The 17,940-nt window shown below is 70.5% G+C and carries 19 protein-coding genes; 13 read left to right on the plus strand and 6 right to left on the minus strand.

Going from position 1 to position 17,940, the window contains the following annotated elements; genetic code table 11:
- Window positions 1-185: 185 nt before the first annotated feature.
- Both ACIBI5_RS03225 and ACIBI5_RS03230 read right to left on the minus strand, forming a co-directional pair.
- Entirely contained in the window at window positions 186-1,115 is a 930-nt protein-coding gene (locus ACIBI5_RS03225) for a calcium-binding protein (protein ID WP_397242630.1), read from the minus strand.
- An 842-nt stretch (window positions 1,116-1,957) separates the two neighbouring features.
- Window positions 1,958-2,989, minus strand: coding sequence for a LacI family DNA-binding transcriptional regulator (locus ACIBI5_RS03230; protein WP_397242632.1), 1,032 nt, complete (start codon window positions 2,987-2,989; stop codon window positions 1,958-1,960).
- A 137-nt stretch (window positions 2,990-3,126) separates the two neighbouring features.
- On the opposite strand from ACIBI5_RS03230, the gene ACIBI5_RS03235 reads away from it, so the two are divergent.
- The 6 genes from ACIBI5_RS03235 (at window position 3,127) to ACIBI5_RS03260 (ending at window position 8,726) form a co-directional block, all read left to right on the plus strand.
- Window positions 3,127-4,311, plus strand: a complete 1,185-nt coding sequence (locus ACIBI5_RS03235) for an amino acid ABC transporter substrate-binding protein (protein WP_397242634.1) — start codon at window positions 3,127-3,129, stop codon at window positions 4,309-4,311.
- 562 nt (window positions 4,312-4,873) lie between these two features.
- Window positions 4,874-5,752: a branched-chain amino acid ABC transporter permease gene (locus ACIBI5_RS03240; protein ID WP_397242636.1), complete on the plus strand. Its 879-nt coding sequence runs from the start codon at window positions 4,874-4,876 to the stop codon at window positions 5,750-5,752.
- Complete coding sequence (locus tag ACIBI5_RS03245; RefSeq protein WP_397242638.1) at window positions 5,736-6,722, plus strand: branched-chain amino acid ABC transporter permease; 987 nt, start codon at window positions 5,736-5,738, stop codon at window positions 6,720-6,722. Before ACIBI5_RS03240 ends, ACIBI5_RS03245 begins: the two co-directional genes overlap by 17 nt.
- Complete coding sequence (locus ACIBI5_RS03250) at window positions 6,719-7,447, plus strand: ABC transporter ATP-binding protein (protein WP_397242640.1); 729 nt, start codon at window positions 6,719-6,721, stop codon at window positions 7,445-7,447. The genes ACIBI5_RS03245 and ACIBI5_RS03250 overlap by 4 nt, the downstream gene beginning before the upstream one ends.
- On the plus strand, window positions 7,440-8,186 hold the full coding sequence (locus ACIBI5_RS03255; protein WP_397242642.1) for an ABC transporter ATP-binding protein: 747 nt from the start codon (window positions 7,440-7,442) through the stop codon (window positions 8,184-8,186). Before ACIBI5_RS03250 ends, ACIBI5_RS03255 begins: the two co-directional genes overlap by 8 nt.
- Before the next feature lie 12 nt (window positions 8,187-8,198).
- Complete coding sequence (locus ACIBI5_RS03260; protein WP_397242644.1) at window positions 8,199-8,726, plus strand: hypothetical protein; 528 nt, start codon at window positions 8,199-8,201, stop codon at window positions 8,724-8,726.
- Here the strand turns inward: ACIBI5_RS03260 and cydB are convergent.
- Both cydB and ACIBI5_RS03270 read right to left on the minus strand, forming a co-directional pair.
- Window positions 8,672-9,565 (minus strand): cytochrome d ubiquinol oxidase subunit II, encoded by an 894-nt coding sequence (cydB, locus tag ACIBI5_RS03265; RefSeq protein ID WP_397242646.1) that lies wholly within the window; start codon window positions 9,563-9,565, stop codon window positions 8,672-8,674. The two genes, ACIBI5_RS03260 and cydB, sit on opposite strands and share 55 nt — an antisense overlap.
- A gap of 10 nt (window positions 9,566-9,575) precedes the next feature.
- Window positions 9,576-10,913: a cytochrome ubiquinol oxidase subunit I gene (locus ACIBI5_RS03270; RefSeq protein ID WP_397242648.1), complete on the minus strand. Its 1,338-nt coding sequence runs from the start codon at window positions 10,911-10,913 to the stop codon at window positions 9,576-9,578.
- Between the two features lie 203 nt (window positions 10,914-11,116).
- Here ACIBI5_RS03270 and ACIBI5_RS03275 point away from each other — a divergent pair, with 203 nt between their 5' ends.
- Together ACIBI5_RS03275 and ACIBI5_RS03280 are read left to right on the plus strand one after the other, a co-directional pair.
- Window positions 11,117-11,362: a hypothetical protein gene (locus ACIBI5_RS03275; protein ID WP_397242650.1), complete on the plus strand. Its 246-nt coding sequence runs from the start codon at window positions 11,117-11,119 to the stop codon at window positions 11,360-11,362.
- 11 nt (window positions 11,363-11,373) lie between these two features.
- Window positions 11,374-11,496: a hypothetical protein gene (locus ACIBI5_RS03280; protein ID WP_397242652.1), complete on the plus strand. Its 123-nt coding sequence runs from the start codon at window positions 11,374-11,376 to the stop codon at window positions 11,494-11,496.
- Here the strand turns inward: ACIBI5_RS03280 and ACIBI5_RS03285 are convergent.
- The gene (locus tag ACIBI5_RS03285; RefSeq protein WP_397242654.1) at window positions 11,478-12,314 is read right to left on the minus strand and encodes a polysaccharide deacetylase family protein; all 837 of its coding nucleotides are present in this window, start codon (window positions 12,312-12,314) and stop codon (window positions 11,478-11,480) included. The two genes, ACIBI5_RS03280 and ACIBI5_RS03285, sit on opposite strands and share 19 nt — an antisense overlap.
- Before the next feature lie 94 nt (window positions 12,315-12,408).
- On the opposite strand from ACIBI5_RS03285, the gene ACIBI5_RS03290 reads away from it, so the two are divergent.
- The 3 genes from ACIBI5_RS03290 (at window position 12,409) to ACIBI5_RS03300 (ending at window position 14,770) form a co-directional block, all read left to right on the plus strand.
- A complete protein-coding gene (locus ACIBI5_RS03290; protein ID WP_397242656.1) occupies window positions 12,409-13,068 on the plus strand; it encodes a carbon monoxide dehydrogenase subunit G in 660 nt (219 codons plus the stop codon).
- A gap of 100 nt (window positions 13,069-13,168) precedes the next feature.
- Window positions 13,169-14,065, plus strand: a complete 897-nt coding sequence (locus tag ACIBI5_RS03295; protein WP_397242658.1) for a hypothetical protein — start codon at window positions 13,169-13,171, stop codon at window positions 14,063-14,065.
- 36 nt (window positions 14,066-14,101) lie between these two features.
- The gene (locus tag ACIBI5_RS03300; protein WP_397242660.1) at window positions 14,102-14,770 is read left to right on the plus strand and encodes a DsbA family protein; all 669 of its coding nucleotides are present in this window, start codon (window positions 14,102-14,104) and stop codon (window positions 14,768-14,770) included.
- On the opposite strand, the gene ACIBI5_RS03305 is transcribed toward ACIBI5_RS03300, so the two are convergent.
- On the minus strand, window positions 14,767-15,411 hold the full coding sequence (locus ACIBI5_RS03305) for a thymidine kinase (protein WP_379635062.1): 645 nt from the start codon (window positions 15,409-15,411) through the stop codon (window positions 14,767-14,769). The two genes, ACIBI5_RS03300 and ACIBI5_RS03305, sit on opposite strands and share 4 nt — an antisense overlap.
- Before the next feature lie 61 nt (window positions 15,412-15,472).
- Between ACIBI5_RS03305 and ACIBI5_RS03310 the strand changes: the two genes are divergently transcribed.
- A complete protein-coding gene (locus ACIBI5_RS03310) occupies window positions 15,473-15,856 on the plus strand; it encodes a hypothetical protein (RefSeq protein ID WP_397242662.1) in 384 nt (127 codons plus the stop codon).
- Window positions 15,857-15,898: 42 nt separating this feature from the next.
- Window positions 15,899-17,938, plus strand: a complete 2,040-nt coding sequence (locus tag ACIBI5_RS03315) for a hydantoinase/oxoprolinase family protein (RefSeq protein WP_397242664.1) — start codon at window positions 15,899-15,901, stop codon at window positions 17,936-17,938.
- Window positions 17,939-17,940 lie beyond the last annotated feature (2 nt).

Consider the following 17,940-nt stretch of genomic DNA (forward strand, 5'->3'; position numbering starts at 1 on the left):
GCCCACGTGTGTTCTTCGGCAGGTGCGCGCTTCGGGCCGACTCTGCTGTTGTTGGGCGGTTGGCCGGGCATTCCTGTGGTGACCTCCGCGCTCCTGCCGGGCGGGGCGCGTTTTCGGGTTTGTCGCTCCGAATGCGGCTTGCGGATGGGGATCGCCACGGTGCGTGCGGCGGGAGGGGGTTCGGGTCAGGAGTCGGCGTGGGTGGTGTCGTCGCCGGGGCCGCCGATGAGGGCGTCGGTGCCCTGGGTGCCGTAGAGGTGGTCGTTGCCGGGGCCGCCGTTCAGGACGTCGGGGTCCGGCCCGCCGTACAGGGAATCGTCGCCCCTACCGGCGGAGAGGACGTCACTGCCCGCACCCCCATAGACCTGGTCATTTCCCGAGCCGGTGAGCACCACGTCTCTGCCGTCGCCACCGCAGACGACGTCATCCCCGCCCAGTCCCCAGACCAGGTCGTCGCCGCCGAGCCCGGAGACCACGTCGGCCCCCGAGGTGCCGGACAGCAGATCCCGCCCGTCGGTCCCCACGACGGTCGACGCCACCCCGGCGCAGACCGGGGTGCCCTTGAGCGACATATCCCGCATACGGCCGATGTTGTCGAACGAACCGAAACCGACCCGGCCGGTGCCGAACGTCCTGTCGGTGGCGGTCATGAGGGGTGTGGTCGAGCCGTCCATGTACACGGCGATTTCGCCGGTCGCCACGCAGTGCCGTACCCGCACCCGGTGCCATTGCGCGTCGGTGACGGCAGGCGGCGCCCCCACCTGGCCGTTCCACTGGTGGTCGAGCCGCAGGCGGTCCGCGTTGTTGACGACGAAGATCCCGTTGTGCGGGTAGATGGTGTTGTCCTGGGACAGATGCACGTAGGAGAACTGCGTGTCCGATCGGTATCCGAACACGATGATCACGTCCCGGTTGCTGACGCTGACCGGCGTGTCCAGCCGTACGGTCGCCTCGATCTCCACCGACGCGAACTCCGGCCCCGCCGTGAGCACCGCGTACTCGAACGGCCGCCGCGGCCCCGGCCGCGCCACCCCCGCCTCGGCGAGAATGACCTGATCCCCGGGCAGCCGCCACTTGGACGGCGTAACCGGCGCCCAGTTGCCGGCTCCGTTCACATTCCGAACCACGGCGCTGCCCGGATCACAAGCAGCATGGCCGGGACCGGCGGACTCGACGCCCCCCGAATCGTTCGCGACAGCGGACCCCGGCGCGAGCATCGCCGCACCGAGCACAGTAGTGGTGGCCAGGGCACATAAGCGCACGCGAAGGGCCGACATCCGGATCCTCTCGGTCGAGTGATCGACGGTTGTTATTCGTAAGCGCTTCCGAAAGCGCTTACGTTAGCCTCCGGCCGAAGCGTAACTCGCCAAATCCCCGTGTCAATCCTTCACCCCCAACACCTGCCCCCGACCTCCACGCCATCTGCGCCCGCTGCCGCGTGCCCAGCGCTGCCGGGAGTGTCACCGCACACTCAAGCTGCTGCCTCGTGCGCCATACGTTCCGGTGCCCAGGTGCGGCACTCCGCACCTGCGTCCACTGCGATCCACGGGTGCGGCTGCGGGTGTGGGTGCGTGGCGTGGAGGCGTGGGAGCGCGCGGTGTGGAGGTTTGGGGTGCGTGGCGTGGAGGTGCGAGGGCGGCGCATGGTGCGGGTGCATACATGGCGCGTGGTGTAGAGGTGCGCGTGGTGCTGGTGTGGCGCGGTGTGTGAATGTGCGCATGCGGCGTGCCGCGAGCGGCGAGCGGCGTGTGGGGGTGCGGCGTGCGGGGGTGCGGCGTGTGCCGTGCGGCGTGTGGGGGTGCGGCGTGTGCCGTGCGGCGTGTGGAGGTGCGGCGTGTGAGCGCGTGGTGTGGAGGTGCGGGGGCGGCGCGTGGTGTGGGTGTGTATGTGGTGCTTGGCGTGGGGGTGGGGCGGAGGTTGGGTGGTGGGATGGGGTGGGGCTGGGTCGGACGGTGGGTTAGGGGTGGGGTGGGGCGGTGCTGGCTCGGGGGATGAGTTCGTGGGGGGTACGGCGGCGGCGGGGGCGGGAGACGGAGGGTTTGAGGACGAGTTCGAGGGCCTGGCGGCCCATGCTGATCATGGGGAGGCGGATGGTGGTGAGGGCGGGGTAGACGTCGGCCGCTGCGGGGATGTCGTCGAATCCGGCTACCGAGATGTCGGCCGGGACCCTGCGGCCCGAGCCCAGGAGCCAGGACAGGGCGCCGACGGCCATGGGGTCGTTCAGGGCGATGACGGCCGTCAGGTCCGGGTGGTTGTTGAGGAGGGTTGCCGCGGCTTCGGCGCCGCCCTCTCGCGTGAAGTCGCCGGGGACCACCGGGACCGTGTGCCACGGCAGGCGGGCGGCGCCTATCGCCAGGCGCAGGCCGGCCAGGCGGTCCTCGACGGTGGTGAGGTTCGGGGGACCCGATAGAACGCCTATGCGGCGGTGGCCCAGGTCGAGGAGGTGGCGCATCAGGGTGACGGCGCCGCTGAGGTTGTCGGGGAGTACGGCGTCCACGGGGAGGTGGTGGCGGCCGATGACGGCCACGCGGCCGCCCGCATGGGTGAAGGAGCGGACTTCTGCGGCTATGTCGGTCTCTGTGCTGGCGTCCACGTAGCCCGATCCGGCCAGGACGATGGAGTTCACCCGGTGGGCGCGCAGGGCGCGGATGCGGGCGAGTTCGGCGGCGGGGTCGCGTTCGGTCTGGCTGATCAGGGCCATGTAGCCGCGGGACTCCGTCTCGCGCAGGACGCCGCGGGCGATCTCGCCGAAGTACGGGTCGCCGACGTCGTGGACGATCAGGCCGACGATCGTGGACGGCCCGCCGGCCAGGGCTCTGGCGTGGCTGTTCGGGACGTACCCGATGCGGTTGGCCACGGCCTGTACGTGCGCGGCGACCACCGCGCTCACCCCCGCCGAGCCGGTCATGGCCCGGGACGCGGTGGCCAGCGAGACACCCGCGGCTCTGGCGACGTCGACGAGGCGTGGCGGAGCCGGACGATTGGCCATGGGCGCGAGACCCCCTTGTCCGCCGCTGAAACACGTGCCATCGTAACCGAAAGCGCTTACGAAAGCGCTTGCGTACGCCGGGAGGACCGGAAATGTCATATGTGCGCAAGGCGACGTTGGTTCTTGCATTATCGAGCTTGAGTATTTCCGCTTGTGCCAAGGCGGAGGACCAGCCCAGTGGTCAGGCGCCCACGACGGGGCCGGTGAAGATCGGCATCTCGCTCCCCCTGACCGGCGACTTCGCCGAGCCCGGCAAGGGCATCCAGGAGGGCTACAAGATCTGGGCCGAGCACGTGAACGCCAAGGGCGGGCTGCTCGGCAGGAAGGTCGAGCTGATCTTCCGCGACGACGCCTCGGACCCCAACCGCGTCACCTCCGACTACGAGTCCCTGATCACCCAGGACAAGGTGAACCTGGTCTTCGGGCCCTTCTCCTCCCGCCTCGTCATCCCCGCGGGCAAGGTCGCCGAGTCGTACGGCATGTTGTTCGTCGAGCCGGCCGGTGCCGCCAAGGAAGTCTTCGAGCAGGGCTTCAAGAAGCTGTTCTACGCGGCGCCCGCCATCGCCGACGACCATTACAACTACCTGGCCGACTACCTCATCAAGCTGCCCCCGGACCAGCGGCCCAAGACCGCCGCCTACGCCAGCCTCGACGATCCGTTCGCCCAGGGCACCGCGTACGGCCTGCGTGACAAGCTGGCCGCCGCCGGGATCAAGACGGTGGCCGACGAGGTGTACCCGCCGGAGACCACCGACTTCTCGCCCATCGCCGCCAAGATCGCCCAGGCCAAGCCGGACATCGTCGTCGGCGGCACCCAGTTCGAGGACTCCGTCGGCCTGGTCCGCGCGCTGCAGGAGCTCAAGGTGCAGCCCAAGCTGGCCGCCTTCAGCACCGGGCCGACGCTGCCCGAGTTCCCGGCGGCGGTGAAGAACGCGGCCGAGAGCGTCATCTCCCCGGTCGGCTGGTCGGCCGGATCGGGGTTCACCGGCAACGACGCGCTGGTCAAGAGCTACAAGGACATGTTCGGCGGCGAGGCCAACGAGGACGCGGCCAACGGCTACACGGTCGGGCAGGTCGTGGAGGCTGCGGTCAACGCGGTCAAGTGCGTGGAGCCGGGCAAGGAGTGCCAGGACAAGCTCGCCGCCCACCTCCGCCAGGCCACCTTCGACACCGTGGTCGGCCCCCTGTCCTTCGACGACCAGGGGCGTCCCGAGCAGGCCCACATGATCCAGCAGTACGTGAACGGCAAGGTCGAGATCGTGCTGCCGGAGGGCTCGAAGGCGCAGACGGCCAAGCTCGTGTTCCCGAAGAAGGAGTGGTGACCATCCACACCTCCATGGGACCTGGTCCGGCAGTCCCTTCGCGCCTCGGGGAGCCGGACGGGGGTCTGACAGACCTGAGGATGACGGGCCATGGTCTGACAGCCCGTGGTCCAAGGGACCGGAGGGCGGCGGACGAGGGCCGGGCAGGCCGGAGCCCGGACGGACCCGGGGATGACGGACGAGGGTCTTTCGGACCGGGAGCTGTTGGACCGGGGGCCGGCAAACCAGAGGTTGGTGGACCGGGGGCTGACGGCCGACGGGTTGACAGGCCGCCGGGGTCTGACGGGGCGCTGGGGTGTGGAGGGCTGGTGGGGGTCGGCTGGTCAGGGGTGGCTGGGCGAGGGTCGCGGGTGGTCGGGCGGGGGTCAGGGGTGGCTGGGCGAGGGTCGCGGGTGGTCGGGCGGGGGTCAGGGGTGGCTGGGCGAGGGTCAGGGGTGCTTGGGCGAGGGTCGCGGGTGGTTGGGAGCGGGCCGCGGGTGGTTGGGCGGGGGCCGCGGGTGGTTGGGCGGGGTCCGGGGAGTCCGGGGTGCGGGCCTGGGGGCCGGCGGGGGAGGTGGGTAGCGTGACGTTGCTCCTGCAAGGACTGGGGCTCGGGATCCTGACAGGCGGGCTCTATGCCTTGCTCGCCTCCGGTCTCTCCCTGTACTTCGGGGTCATGCGGGTCGTCATGGTCGCCCACCCCGCCTTCCTCTTCCTGGCCGCCTACCTCACCTACACCCTCCACACCGCCCTGGGCATAGACCCGCTGCTCACCATCCCCCTCACCGTCCCGGTCTTCTTCGTGCTGGGCGTGCTGGTCCAGCGTCTCCTGCTGGCCCGCCTGGCCTCCGACCAGGTGCAGATGATGTCGGTCCTGCTGACGTTCGGCCTGGCGCTGACGATCGAGGGACTCCTGGGCACGATCTACACAGGCTCCTACAAGTCGGTCACCGTCGGCTATGACACGAAGAGCCTCACGATCGGGCCGGTCAGCCTGCCGTACGACAAGATCATCGCCTTTGGGGTGGCGGGGCTGACGCTGGCGGTGTTGTTCGGGGTGCTGGTGAAGAGCCGGTTCGGGCAGGCGCTGCGGGCGACGATCCAGCATCGGGAGGCCGCGCGGCTGGTGGGGATCAGGACGGATCGGGTCACGGGGTACGGGTTCGGCGTGGGGCTGGCGACGGCGGCCGTCGGGGGCGGGGTGCTGGCGCTGATCACGCCGTTCTTCCCGGCCTCGCACTGGGCCTGGATCGGCAAGCTCATGGCGATCATCGTGGTCGGCGGCCTGGGCAGCGTGGTGGGCGCGGCGCTGGCGGCCGTGCTGCTGGGCGTGGTGGAGGGCCTGGTGCTGGTGACGATCGACGCCACCTGGGCCACGCTCATGTTCTACGCCTTCCTGTTCCTGACGCTGCTGCTGCGCCCGCAGGGGTTCTTCGGAGGCCGGCTTGCGCACCGTTTCTAAACTCCTCCTCCTCGCCGGTACGGCCGGCGCCCTCGCCTACCCCTGGCTGGTCCCGAACTACTACCTGGTCTACGCCGGAGTCCTGACGGTCATGTACGCCGCCATGGCCACCTCGTGGAACATCCTGGGCGGCTTCACCGGCTACGTCTCGCTGGGCCATTCGGCCTTCTTCGGGCTGGGTGCGTACGGCACCGGCCTGCTGATCACCCGGGCGGGCATGCCGTGGGTCCTGGCGCTCCTGGTCTCGGCGGTGCTGGTCACGGTGGCCGCGGCGGTCATCGGGGTGGCGGCGGTCCGGGTGCGCGGGGCGTCGTTCGTGATCGTGTCGATCGCGCTGGTGTCGGTGATGAACCTGCTCGTGCAGGGCTGGCGCTCGCTGACCGGCGGCGCGACGGGCCTGCAGGTGCCGGCGCCGTTCGACCTGAGCAGGGGCCAGACGCACATGGTGTTCTTCTACCTGTTCCTGGCACTGCTCGGACTGGTGCTGCTGACCTGGTGGTTCATCTCGCGCTCGCGCTTCGGCGGCGGGCTGAAGGCGATCAGGGAGGACGAGGACAAGGCCGAGATGCTGGGCGTGCCGACGGCGGCGTTCAAGGTGGCGGCGTTCGCGGTGTCGGCGTTGTTCGTGGCGCTGGCGGGCGGCCTGTACGCGGTCTGGTTCCGCTCGCTCGACCCGATCTTCGTCTTCTCCATCGTCAGCGGCGTCTACATGGTGCTGATGAGCCTGCTGGGCGGGGTACGCCACCTGTTCGGCCCGCTGCTGGGCGCGCTGATCATCGCCCCGGCGGGGGAGTACTTCCTCATCGCGCTCGGCGAGTCGCAGATCCACCTGACCGCGACCGGCGTGTTGCTGGTGCTGGTGGTGCTGTTCATGCCGGAGGGCATCGTGCCGAAGCTGGCCGGCCGGCCGAAGGGAGCCTCGATCAGGGAGGACACCGCCGAGCAACGCCTTCAGGAGGTCAAGGGATGAGCCTCAGAACCGAGGGTCTGGCGAAGGCGTTCGGCGGGGTCACAGCGGTGGGCGGGGCCGACGTGGAGATCCGCGAGGGCGCGATCAACGGCCTCATCGGCCCGAACGGCTCCGGCAAGACGACGTTCTTCAACCTGGTCACGGGTCTGATCCGGCCGGACGCGGGCCGGGTGCTCTACAGGGGCAGGGAGATCACCGCTTGGTCGCCGCACCGCATTGCGCACGCGGGGCTGGGGCGCACGTTCCAGCTGTGCCGGATATTTCCTCGCATGACGGTGCTGGAGAACATGCTCGTCGCCGTCCGCCGCACCCGCCTGCGCGAACTGCTCGCGGGCAGCCGCAACACGGCCGAGGTCGAGCGGGCCCGCCACTGGCTGCACAGGATGGGCATCGAGCACCTGGAACACGCCGAGGCGCGGCACCTGTCGTACGGCCAGCAGAAGCTCCTCGAACTGGCCGCGATCTTCATGGGCGACCCCGACCTGGTGCTGCTGGACGAGCCGGCGGGCGGCGTCAACCCGGCGCTGATCGACCGGATCGTCACGCTGGTGCGCGATCTCAACGCCGAGGGCAGGACGTTCCTGGTCGTCGAGCACAACATGGATGTGGTCATGGGCATGTGCGATCACGTGGTGGTCTTCGACCGCGGCACCCCGATCTGCGAAGGAACCCCCGAGACGGTCCAGAGCGACCCGCGCGTGCTGGAGGCGTACCTAGGTGTCTGAGCCGCTTCTGTCACTCAAGGACATCACCGCGGGGTACGGCAGGGCCGCCCTGGTCCTGCGCGGCCTGTCGGTCACGGTCGAGGCGGGCCAGGTCGTCTGCCTGGTCGGCCCGAACGGCGCGGGCAAGTCGACCGTGCTCAGGGTCGCCAGCGGCCTGCTCGCCCCCCGCTCCGGCAGCGTCGTGCTGGCCGGCGAGGACGTGACGGGACGCTCGCCGCAGGCGCTGCTCGACCGCGGCCTGTCGCACGTGCTGCAGGGCCACAGCGTCTTCCGCGAGATGACGGTCGCGGAGAACGTCCGGCTGGGCGGCTACACCGTGCGCGACACGGCGCGCCTGCGCGAGCGCGAGGAGGCGGTGAAGGAGTTGTTCCCGATCGTGGCCGAGCGGTGGGGCGGCATCGCCGGCCTGCTGTCGGGCGGGCAGCAGAAGCAGGTGGAGTTCGCCCGCGCGCTGATGCTGGAGCCCAAGGTGGTCCTGCTGGACGAGCCTTCCATGGGCCTGGACCCCAAGACCACGCAGACCGTCTTCGACCAGATCGACCTGATGCGCCGGGCCGGGGTGGCGGTGCTGCTGGTGGAGCAGAACGCCCGGCGCGCGCTGGAGATGGCCGACGTGGGCTGCGTCCTCGACCTGGGGGCGGTGCACATCTCCGGCCCGGCCCGCGAACTGGCCGCCGACCCCCGGCTGGGCGCCCTCTACCTGGGCGGAGCGGCCGCCCGAAATGGCCCTCAAACATGACAAGATGTGCAAATGTCTCCAAAGGACTGGAAACGCAAAGAAAATTGGCTTGACCAGGACAATCTCATCTATGCCGGGTTCATCGCCATCGGCATCGTCCTGGTCCAGCCGTTCCTGACCGTGGCCGAGCTCGACGTCGCGGCCCTCGTCTGCGTGCTGTCCTTCTCGGTGGCGATCCCGCTGCTGGCCGTGCTGACGATGATCAACCAGTTGCGCAAGACCCACCGGTTCCTGGGCTCGACGCCCTTGCTCAACTTCGCCAAGGGAGTCGCGCCGCTGACCTCCTGCATCGGGGTCGTGGCGGCCTTCTGGCACATGTCGTGGATCGCCGGTCTGGTCCTGCTGGTCAGCGGTACCGTCGCGGTGATCGCCTACGGCGGGTTCTTCTCGGTGCTGCCCGCGAGATGGGCGGTGAGGGGATCGTGCCTCCGGAGAAGTCGATCCCGCCGGAGCTCGACGAACCGCACCCCACCGCCTGACCGCGCTCAGGCGGGCACCAGGACCCGCTTCCTGAACACCCAGTACGTCCAGCCCTGGTAGAGCAGCACGAACGGCAGCGTGATCAGCCCGATCCAGCTCAGCATCGTCAGCGTGTACGGCCCCGAGGCCGCCTCGGCCAGCGTCAGCCCCGGCAGCGGCATCGGCGCGAGCTCCAGGAAGACCGCCACCGAGGCCAGCACGATCGCCCCGGCGGTGGCGGCGAAGGCCCAGCCCTCGCGCCGCCGCCAGATCAGCGCCGCGGCCCCGGCCAGGGCGGTGGCGGCGGCCAGCGCCGCGGCCGTGCCGACCACGCCGCCGCCCAGCCGCGACAGCGCCAGGACGCCCACCGGCACCGCGAGCGCCGAGGCGGCCAGCGCCGCCGTCCGCGCCCGCCGCCGCAGCGGTCCCTCGGTCCTGAGCGCGAGGAACACCGCGCCGTGCAGCACGCTCACCGCCAGCGAGAACACCCCGCCGAGCAGCGCCGCGAGCCCACTGGCGAACAGCATGTCGGCGAAGATCGCCCCCCACAGGAACGCGGGCAGCGCGCTCCCGGCCACGATGCCCGCATCGCACCAGAACGTGTTGGTCACCTTGCCGCGCCACTCCAGCCCGACCCCGCGCACGATCAGCCCGACCAGCACGAGCGCGACCGGCAGGTAGAACGAGCTGAACATCCCCGCGTACCAGGCCGGGAAGGCGGCGAACATCGAGCCCACCGCGGTGATCAGCCAGACCTCGTTGCCGTCCCAGACCGGGCCGATCGTCTGCAGCGCCTGCCGCTGCTCGCCGGCGCCGCGCGAGACGAACGGCGCCAGCATTCCCACCCCGAAGTCGAAGCCCTCCAGCACGAAGTAGCCGGTCCACAGGAAGGCGATGATCACGAACCACAGATCGATCACGGTCAGCTCCTCAGTACGCCAGCGCCGGTTCGGGCTGGGCGGCGACGTTCGCGGGCTCGTCGAGCCCCTTGCGCACGTGCCTGGTCAGGAGTACGGCTTCCGCCACCGCGAGCCCGCCGTACAGCAGAGTGAAGATCACGAGGGTCGTGGCCACCTCGGCGAGGCTCACGCCGGGCGAGACGCTGGAGGCGGTGAGCAGTTCGCCGGCGACCGTCCAGGGCTGGCGGCCCACCTCGCTGAGCAGCCACCCGGCGATCACCGCGAGGAACGGCAGAGGCAGCGCCAGCACCAGCACCTTGGCCAGCCAGTCCGGTAGCGGCCGCTTCCTGCGGGTCAGCCACAGTCCCAGCACCGACAGCGCGACCGTGCCGAGCCCGAAGACGAGCATCACGCGGAACGACCAGAAGACCACCTCGGGGTTCGGCCGGTAGTCGCCGGGGCCGAACTGCTGCTCGAAGCGCTTCTGCAGGTCCTCGGTGCCGGCGATCACCGCGTCGGGGTCGTGGGTGGACAGGAAGCTGAGCACCTTCGGCACCTCGAGTCCTGGCACGATCGAGAACGGCGCGCCCGCGGTGTCGTGCTTGAGCCCTTCGGCGGCGGCCAGCTTCATCGGCTGCTGTTCGTGCAGGAGCCTGGCCGACATGTCGCCGGTGCCCGCGACGACGACTCCGGCGACGGCGGTCATCAGCAGGGCGGCGCGGGCGGTGCCGCGCCACATGTCGTCGCGGTCCTTCAGCCAGCGGTAGCCGCAGACGGCCAGGACGAAGCCGCCCGCCACGATGAACGCCGAGGCGATCACGTGCGGCACCTGGGCCACGGCGGTGGAGTTGGTCAGCACGGCCCACAGGTCGGTCATCCTGGCCCTGCCGTTCTCGACGGTGTAGCCGACCGGGTGCTTCATCCAGGCGTTGGCGGCCAGGATGAAGTACGCCGACAGGTTCGAGCCGATGGCCGCGGCCCAGATCGTGGCCAGGTGCACCTTCTTCGGCAGCCGGTCCCAGCCGAAGATCCACAGGCCGAGGAACGTGGACTCCATGAAGAAGGCCAGCAGCGCCTCCATGGCCAGCGGCGCCCCGAAGACGTCGCCGACGAAGACGGAGTACTCACTCCAGTTCATCCCGAACTGGAACTCCTGCACGATGCCGGTCACGACGCCCATCGCGAAGTTGATCAGGAAGAGCTTCCCGAAGAACTTCGTCAGCCGCAGGTAGTGCTCCTTGCCCGTGCGGTGCCAGGCGGTCTGCAGCCCGGCCACGAAGATGCCCAGGCCGATCGTCAGCGGTACGAAAAGAAAGTGGTAGACGGTGGTGATGCCGAACTGCCACCGTGCCAGGTCAAGTGCGTCCATCTGTCCCTCACGGGTCCCTGAGCTCTACAGCCTGTAGTGCATCTACTAGAAGTAGTACTACAAGCTGTAGAGCAACGGGGCGGCGAACTCTGCGATCTTCGTCACAGCCGGAGAAAACGTGTCCGCCGAACGTGGAAAAGTGCGATGACTTCCTGTGCTGGCCGGGGTCTAAATAGGCACAGACTCAGAGAAAGGCACGGGAGATGACCACCATCGAGCTGGCCCAGGTGCTCTTCACGTCGGCCCTGCAGCCCTCCGACATCCTGACCTCCGACCGCGTGCGCACCGTGATCGACGACCGGCTCTGCGCCTGCGGCGGCGACACCGCCGGGTGCGCCGCCTATGTGGCGCAGGAGGCCGGCGACCACCCCGACGCGTTCGCCGCCCGCATGCGCTGGGCGCTCGGCGCGGTCACCGCCGCCTACCCCGCCTACCGGCTCGCCGCCTGAGGAGGACCGTCATGCACCCCTTGTTCCGCGAGATCATCGCACCGCCGCTGTGGCAGGCGCCGCCGGAGGAGGAGCGGCGGCACCGTCATCGGCGCCGCGCCGTCCTGGCCAGGCGTCAGGTCGCGGCCAGATAGGCCTGAAGGTCGCCCAGCTCGTAACCCCGCCGCCTGATCTTGTCGATCAGGATGCGGAAGTCCCTCGCCAGGTTGGGGCGGAAGTGCAGCAAGAGGATGTCACCGGGGCGCAGCCTCTTGTCGGGAACCTGGTAAGCGATCTTGCCGCCTGGCTGCACGCTGGCGGTCCACAACAGAACGTCCCTGATGCCGCAGGACTTCGCCGCGGCCAGGGTGTCGGCGTTGTAGTTGCCGAACGGGGGCCGGAACAACGCCGGACGGGCGCCGATCCGCTTGCCGATCAGCCGGGAGGCGCCGCAGATCTCCTCGCGCTGGGCGTCACGGCTCAGCAGGAGCAGGTTGGGATGGGTGAGCGTGTGGTTCTCCACCGCCACCCCGGCCTCGCGCAGCTCCTGGAAATACCCCCACTTGCCCGCGCCCACGAAACGGCCCGTGCCGCCGGCCGGGTCGGGCGTGCCCTTGGCCTCGACCGCGTCGCGCATGGCGAAGGCGGTGATCGGGATGCGTTCCTCGCGTACCTGCCTGACGAAGCCCGGGTCCTGCTCCCAGCCGTCGTCGATGGTCAGGAAGACCACCTTGCGCCGGGTGGGGATCGAGCTGATCACCCTCGGACGCGGGCCGGTGATCTTGCGAACCTCGCCCGGACGGGGTTTCACGCCCGCGGGCTTCTGGGAGCGCGGCGCGGGTGAGGCCTCCCGCGGTGGGGGTTCGGCGGCCGGCTGGGCCTGCCCCGCCGTACAGGCCGCGGTCATCGCCGACAGCGCCACCATCCCCGCCGCGCACGCACGGCGCGGCCCCCCGAAGATCCCCCTGGCCATGGCGACCCATCATGCCAGCTCGACGAGGACTTCCCGCGGTTCTCGGCGGGAGTTGCCATGCGGGCTGAGGGGGTCGTGTGCCTAGAGTGGCCGTGTGAAGCTCGCAGGCAGTGCCGTGATCGGCATCGAGAGAGATCGTGTGTGGGCGGCGCTCCAGGATCCGGCGGTGCTGGTACGCACCATCCCGGGCTGTGAGCGCCTGGAGGAGAGCGGGCCGGACACCTACCGTATGACGGTCACCGCCGGCGTGGCCGCCATCAAAGGCGTGTACCACGGCGAAGTGGGGCTTTCGGAGCCGCTCGCGCCCGAGAGCTTCGTGCTGCGGGCCCGGGGGCAGGGCGCGCCCGGCACCGTGGACGCCACCGTCCACGTCAGGCTGAGCGAGGTCGAGGACGGCACCCGGGTCGACTACGACGCCGAGGCCGTGGTCGGCGGCATGATCGGCGGGGTCGGGCAGCGCATGCTCGGGTCGGTGGCCAAGCGGACGGCGGGGGAGTTCTTCACGGCCGTGGAGACCCACCTGCGCGAAGGTCCCGCGCCCGCCGCATCCGTCGTGCCCGCGCCGCCGGGCGATCCGGCGGCGGCCCTCGTGCCCGCCGCCGCCCAGGTCTACGAACGGCCGGCCAAGGAGCACACGCAGAGCCGTCCCTGGGTCATGCTGGCCTCGTTCGGCATGGGCGCCGGCATCGCCCTGACCGGCGTCGCGGTCGGCTGGCTCCTCGGCCGGGCCACCCGCCGCCCCGGCCCGCCGTAACGGGAACCGCTGCTCGCCGCGCTGCCAGGCCCGGCAAAGCGGACGTCGTGGGCCGGGCCCGGCGTAGCGGAAAAGGATCTCCGGGCGTAGCGTTGCAAGTATGCGCCAGGCACATGCTGAAGACGCCAGGACCGAGGCCAGGCGAGTCGTCCGCAACCTGCTCGGCGAGGACCGGCCCACCGCCGAGCTGCTCATCGGCGACGCGACCCCGGTGCTCGGTCACGAGCGCACTTCCCGCTGCCTCGACCTGGCCCTCGGCGCGTCGCTGACCCGCCGCTCGGCGGAGCTGGCCGCGATCGCCGCGCTCCTGGTCGGCACCAGAGAGCTCGGCGAGGCCTGGTGGTCGCAGACCAGGGGCGGCAAACTGCCCGCGCCCGACGAGGTGCTGCGCACCGCCGTCGCCATCGAGCCGTGGACCGATCTCACGGCGCTGGAGATGCTCGGCGCCTGGATCGCCGACGACGCCGCCGACCAGCTGTGGGGCCGGCCCGTCGCCCAGGTCGACCTCAACTCCTGGCAGGCCGAGGACCGCTTCGACCTGCCCGACGGCGTGAAGCCCGGCCAGCGGCTCGTGGTGCACTTCGACGCCGGTGGCCGCCTGGACGCGGTGGTGGCCCGGCGCCCCGACGACGACCTGGGCTCCAACCTGGACTTCCACTCGTTGCGCTACTCGCGCCCGGCGGAGGCGCAGTGGAGCTGGGGCGTGGCCGCCGGCCTCGGCCCCCACCACCTGCCCGGCGACTCACCCGACCCGTACGCCAGGAAGGTCGACCAGCGGGCCGTGGGCATCCTGCGGGCCTGGGCGCTGCGTCACGGCGTCGGCCAGGACCTTCTCGGACCGGCGTGGGAGACGGTCGGGGACGTGGTGGCCGCGATCGAGCGGGTCGACTGGATGTGGCGCTCGGCCGAGTGGTTCGGCTGGTGGCGCGGGGCCTCCGCGCTGGTGGACGACTCGGGCTACCTGCCGTACCGGCTGGACGAACTGGCCGCCGGATAGGAATGCGGGGACGGGTTCCGCTGGTTGTCGTTCTACGTGAAAGTTGAGATCTTCTCCGACGTCGTCTGCCCCTGGTGCTACATCGGGCACACCCGCTTCGCCCGTGCCGCCGAGGCCTACCGCGCCAAGGGCGGCACCGTCGAGATCACCATGCGCCCCTTCCAGCTGAACCCGGACGCGCCCGCCGAGGGCGAGCCGCTGCTCACCGCGCTGGAGCGCAAGTTCGGCCCGGACATCGCCCAGATGACCTCCCAGGTCACCGGCGTGGCCGAGCAGGAGGGCCTGGAGCTGCGCTTCGACCACGCCGTCAGCGCCAACACCGCCCAGGCGCACCGCCTCATCCAGGTCGCCACCACCCAGGGCCGGGGCGAGGAGATGGCGCGGCGGTTGTTCCAGGCCCACTTCACCGACGGGCTCGACGTCGGCGACACCGAGGTGCTGGCCAAGCTGGCCGCCGAGGCGGGCGTCACCGACGACGGCGACGGCTCGGACGAGGTGGACGAGCAGCTCGCGCGGGCCCGGCAGCTCGGGATTAGCGGGGTGCCGCTGTTCCTGTTCGAGGGGCAGTTCGCGGTCTCGGGAGCGCAGCCGTACGAGACGTTCGTCGCGGCGCTGGAGGAAGTGGCCGAACGGACGGGGCAGAAGCCCATCACGGTGCTGGCCGCGCCCGCCGACGGCTGCGCAGACGACAGCTGCGCGGTCTAGAGGCCCCGCAGCGGCTCGCCCAGGTCGCCCGCGCGGTGATGGCGGCGGCACAGCACCTGGTAGCGGACCGGTGAGGCGGCGGTGTCGCCGATGACGACCTGCTCGCCGGTGCGGGCCATCACGCCGCCCACCACCCGGGCGTTGAGCTGGCCCGGCCGCCCGCACCAGCACAGGACCTCCACCTGGAGCCTGCTCACCTCGTCGGCCAGCTCGAACAACCGCTGCGCCGCCGGGAACATCACCGACCGGAAGTCTGAGGCCAGGCCGAAGGCGTACACGTCGACGCGGTGCTCGTCCACGAGGTCGGCCAGCTGCTCGATCTGCTCGACGGAGTAGAAACACGCCTCGTCGCAGATGAGGTAGTCGATGCGGTCGTGCGCGGTGACCAGGGCGACCAGGTCGAGGCCGTCCTCGACCTCGATGGCCTCAAGCCCCAGCCCGATCCTGCTGGTCACCTTGGGCCCGCCGGAGCGGTCGTGCTTGGTGAGCACGAGCCCGCGCCGCCCCTGCCTGCCGTGGTTGTAGTTCAGCTGCAGGGCGAGTGTGGACTTACCGCAGTCCATGGGCCCGAAGTAGAACTTCAGCACGGCATCACGGCCGGCGGCGGAGGGCGCGGCAGACAGAGCAGACGATTCGGTCACGGAGTGCCACCTTAGTGGTTGGCTTATGGGAGATTTGTCCCAAGAGCCTCAGGAGGACGCCTTGGTCACAGAGAAGCCCGCAGAAAAGCCGCCCGCGCTGGACGCCATGATGAGTCCCGACGACCTCACCGCCGCCCAGGCGGACGCCGCCCGCTGGCGTTACGGGTTCTTCGTGGTGGTGACCGGCATCATCGCGGTCCTCGTCGCCTTCGGGGCGGCGGTCTTCGCCACCAAGGAGTTCGCCGCGCTGTTCGCGGGCGTGGCCGGGGTGGTCGGCACGATCATCGGCGCCTACTTCGGCGTGCAGGCCGGCCAGTCGGGCAAGGCGCGCGTCGAGGCCGAACTGTCGAAGTCCCAGGAGATGGTCGTACGGTTGGCCGCCTACGTGGGCACGCAGAACGCGCCACGAGTTATTGACGAAGTTCTGGGCCGGCGCCGTACATGATGGCAATCCGTCTGTTATCCGAGCCCAGTACACATATGAAGCATGCGTAGCGTGCGTATCGGAGTCGACACCGGAGGCACGTTCACCGACGTCGTGGCGGTGGACGAGCGTACCGGTGAGGTCGTCACCACGAAGACGCCCTCGACCCCGGCCAATCCGGCCGACGGGTTCATCACGGGCATCGAGAAGCTCGGCGAGCTCGACGTCGGCTCGATCGTCCACGGCACCACCGTGGCGACCAACCAGCTGCTCGAAGACCGCATCTCCGAGCTGGGCTTCATCACGACCGAGGGCTTCGAGTACGTCCTGGAGATCGCCCGGCAGAGCGTGCCCGACGGGTACGGCAACTCCTACTTCTGGGTCAAACCGCCCAGGATCGTGCCCGTGCACCTGGTGAAGACCGTCGGCGGGCGCCTGGACCACCTCGGCGAGGAGGTGCGGCCGTTCTCCGAGGAGCAGGCGGCCGAGGCGGCGCGCTGGTTCCGGTCCAAGGGGATCACCGCGATCGGCGTCTGCTTCCTGCACTCCTACGCCAACCCCGAGCACGAGCGGCGCATGCGCGAGGTGCTGGAACGCGAGCACCCCGAGGCGGTGGTCTCGATCTCCAGCGACGTGCTGCGGGAGTACCGCGAGTACGAGCGCTCGGTCACCACGCTGGTCGACGCCGCGGTCAAGCCCTCCATGCGGCGCTACATCGCCAATCTCGCCGACCGGCTCGGCATGCCGTTCTCGGTGATGAAGTCCAACGGCGGCATCCTGTCGGCCCGCGAGGTCGTCAACCAGCCGATCACCACGGTGCTGTCGGGGCCGGCGGCGGGCGCCCTCGGCGCCGCGCTGATCGCCTCCACCGCGGGTCACCCGTCGGTCATCACGCTGGACGGCGGCGGCACCTCCACCGACGTCGCCGTCGTCATCGACGGCGAGCCCTCGACCACCACCGAGGGCTCCATCGGCCGGTACCCGTGCAAGATTCCGATGATCGACATCGTCACCGTCGGCGCGGGCGGCGGCTCGGTCGCCTGGATCTCGCCCGAGGGCACGCTGAAGGTCGGCCCGCGCTCGGCCGGAGCCGACCCGGGCCCCCTCTGCTACGGCAGGGGCGGCGCCGAGGTCACCGTCACCGACGCGCACGTCTACCTCGGCCGCATCCCGCCCCACCTGCTCGGCGGCGAGATCCCGCTGGACGCGGCGGCCGCCCGCGCCGGCATCGAGGACCTGGCCGACAAGCTCGGCCTCAGCCCCGAGCGGACCGCGACCGGCATCCTGGAGATCAGCGCCTTCAACCAGAGCAACGCCATCCGGCGCCTGACCGTGAAGCGCGGCCTGGACGTGCGCGACTTCCCGCTGGTGACGTTCGGCGGCTCCGGCCCGCTGCTGGCCTGCCGCCTCATCGACATCCTGGGCCTGCCCGCGGTGCTCGTACCGCCGGGGCCCGGCAACGTCTCCGCCTTCGGCCTGCTCACCGTGGACGTCAAGAACGACTACGTCCGCACGCACGTCACGCGCTCGCTCGACCTGGAGACGGCCGGGCGGATCTTCGGCGAGCTGGAGTCCACGGCCGCCGAGGCGCTGGACCGCGAGGGCTTCGACGACCCCGTCCACGTGCGCAGCGCAGACCTGCGCTACTACGGCCAGGCCTACGAGGTCCGGGTCCCCGCCCCGCCGGGCGAGGTAGACGAGGGGTGGCGCGCCGAGGTGATCGCGCGCTTCCACGACGCCCACGAGAAGCTGTACGGCTACGCCTACCGCGACGACCCCCGGCACGCGGTCGAATGGGTCAACCTGCGCGTCTCCGGCATCGGCCCCATCACCCGCCCGGCGATCCGCCGCCTCGAAGGCGACTTCCCCGAGCGGGAGGCGCACACCAGAGCGGTGCACTTCGACCATCCCACCCCCGAGACCCCCATCCACCAGCGCGCGGGACTGGCCCCGGGCGCCGTGGTCGAGGGCCCCGCGGTCATCGAGGAGTACGGCTCCACGATCCCCGTCCACCCCGGCTTCCACGTCGAGGTCGACCCCTTCGGCAACCTGGTGGTGCGCCCCGGCAAACCCGAGCGCGCCGCCGACGAGGAGGCTGAGTAACC

The sequence above is a fragment of the Nonomuraea sp. NPDC050540 genome (genome assembly GCF_044457485.1).
Taxonomy (GTDB): domain Bacteria; phylum Actinomycetota; class Actinomycetes; order Streptosporangiales; family Streptosporangiaceae; genus Nonomuraea.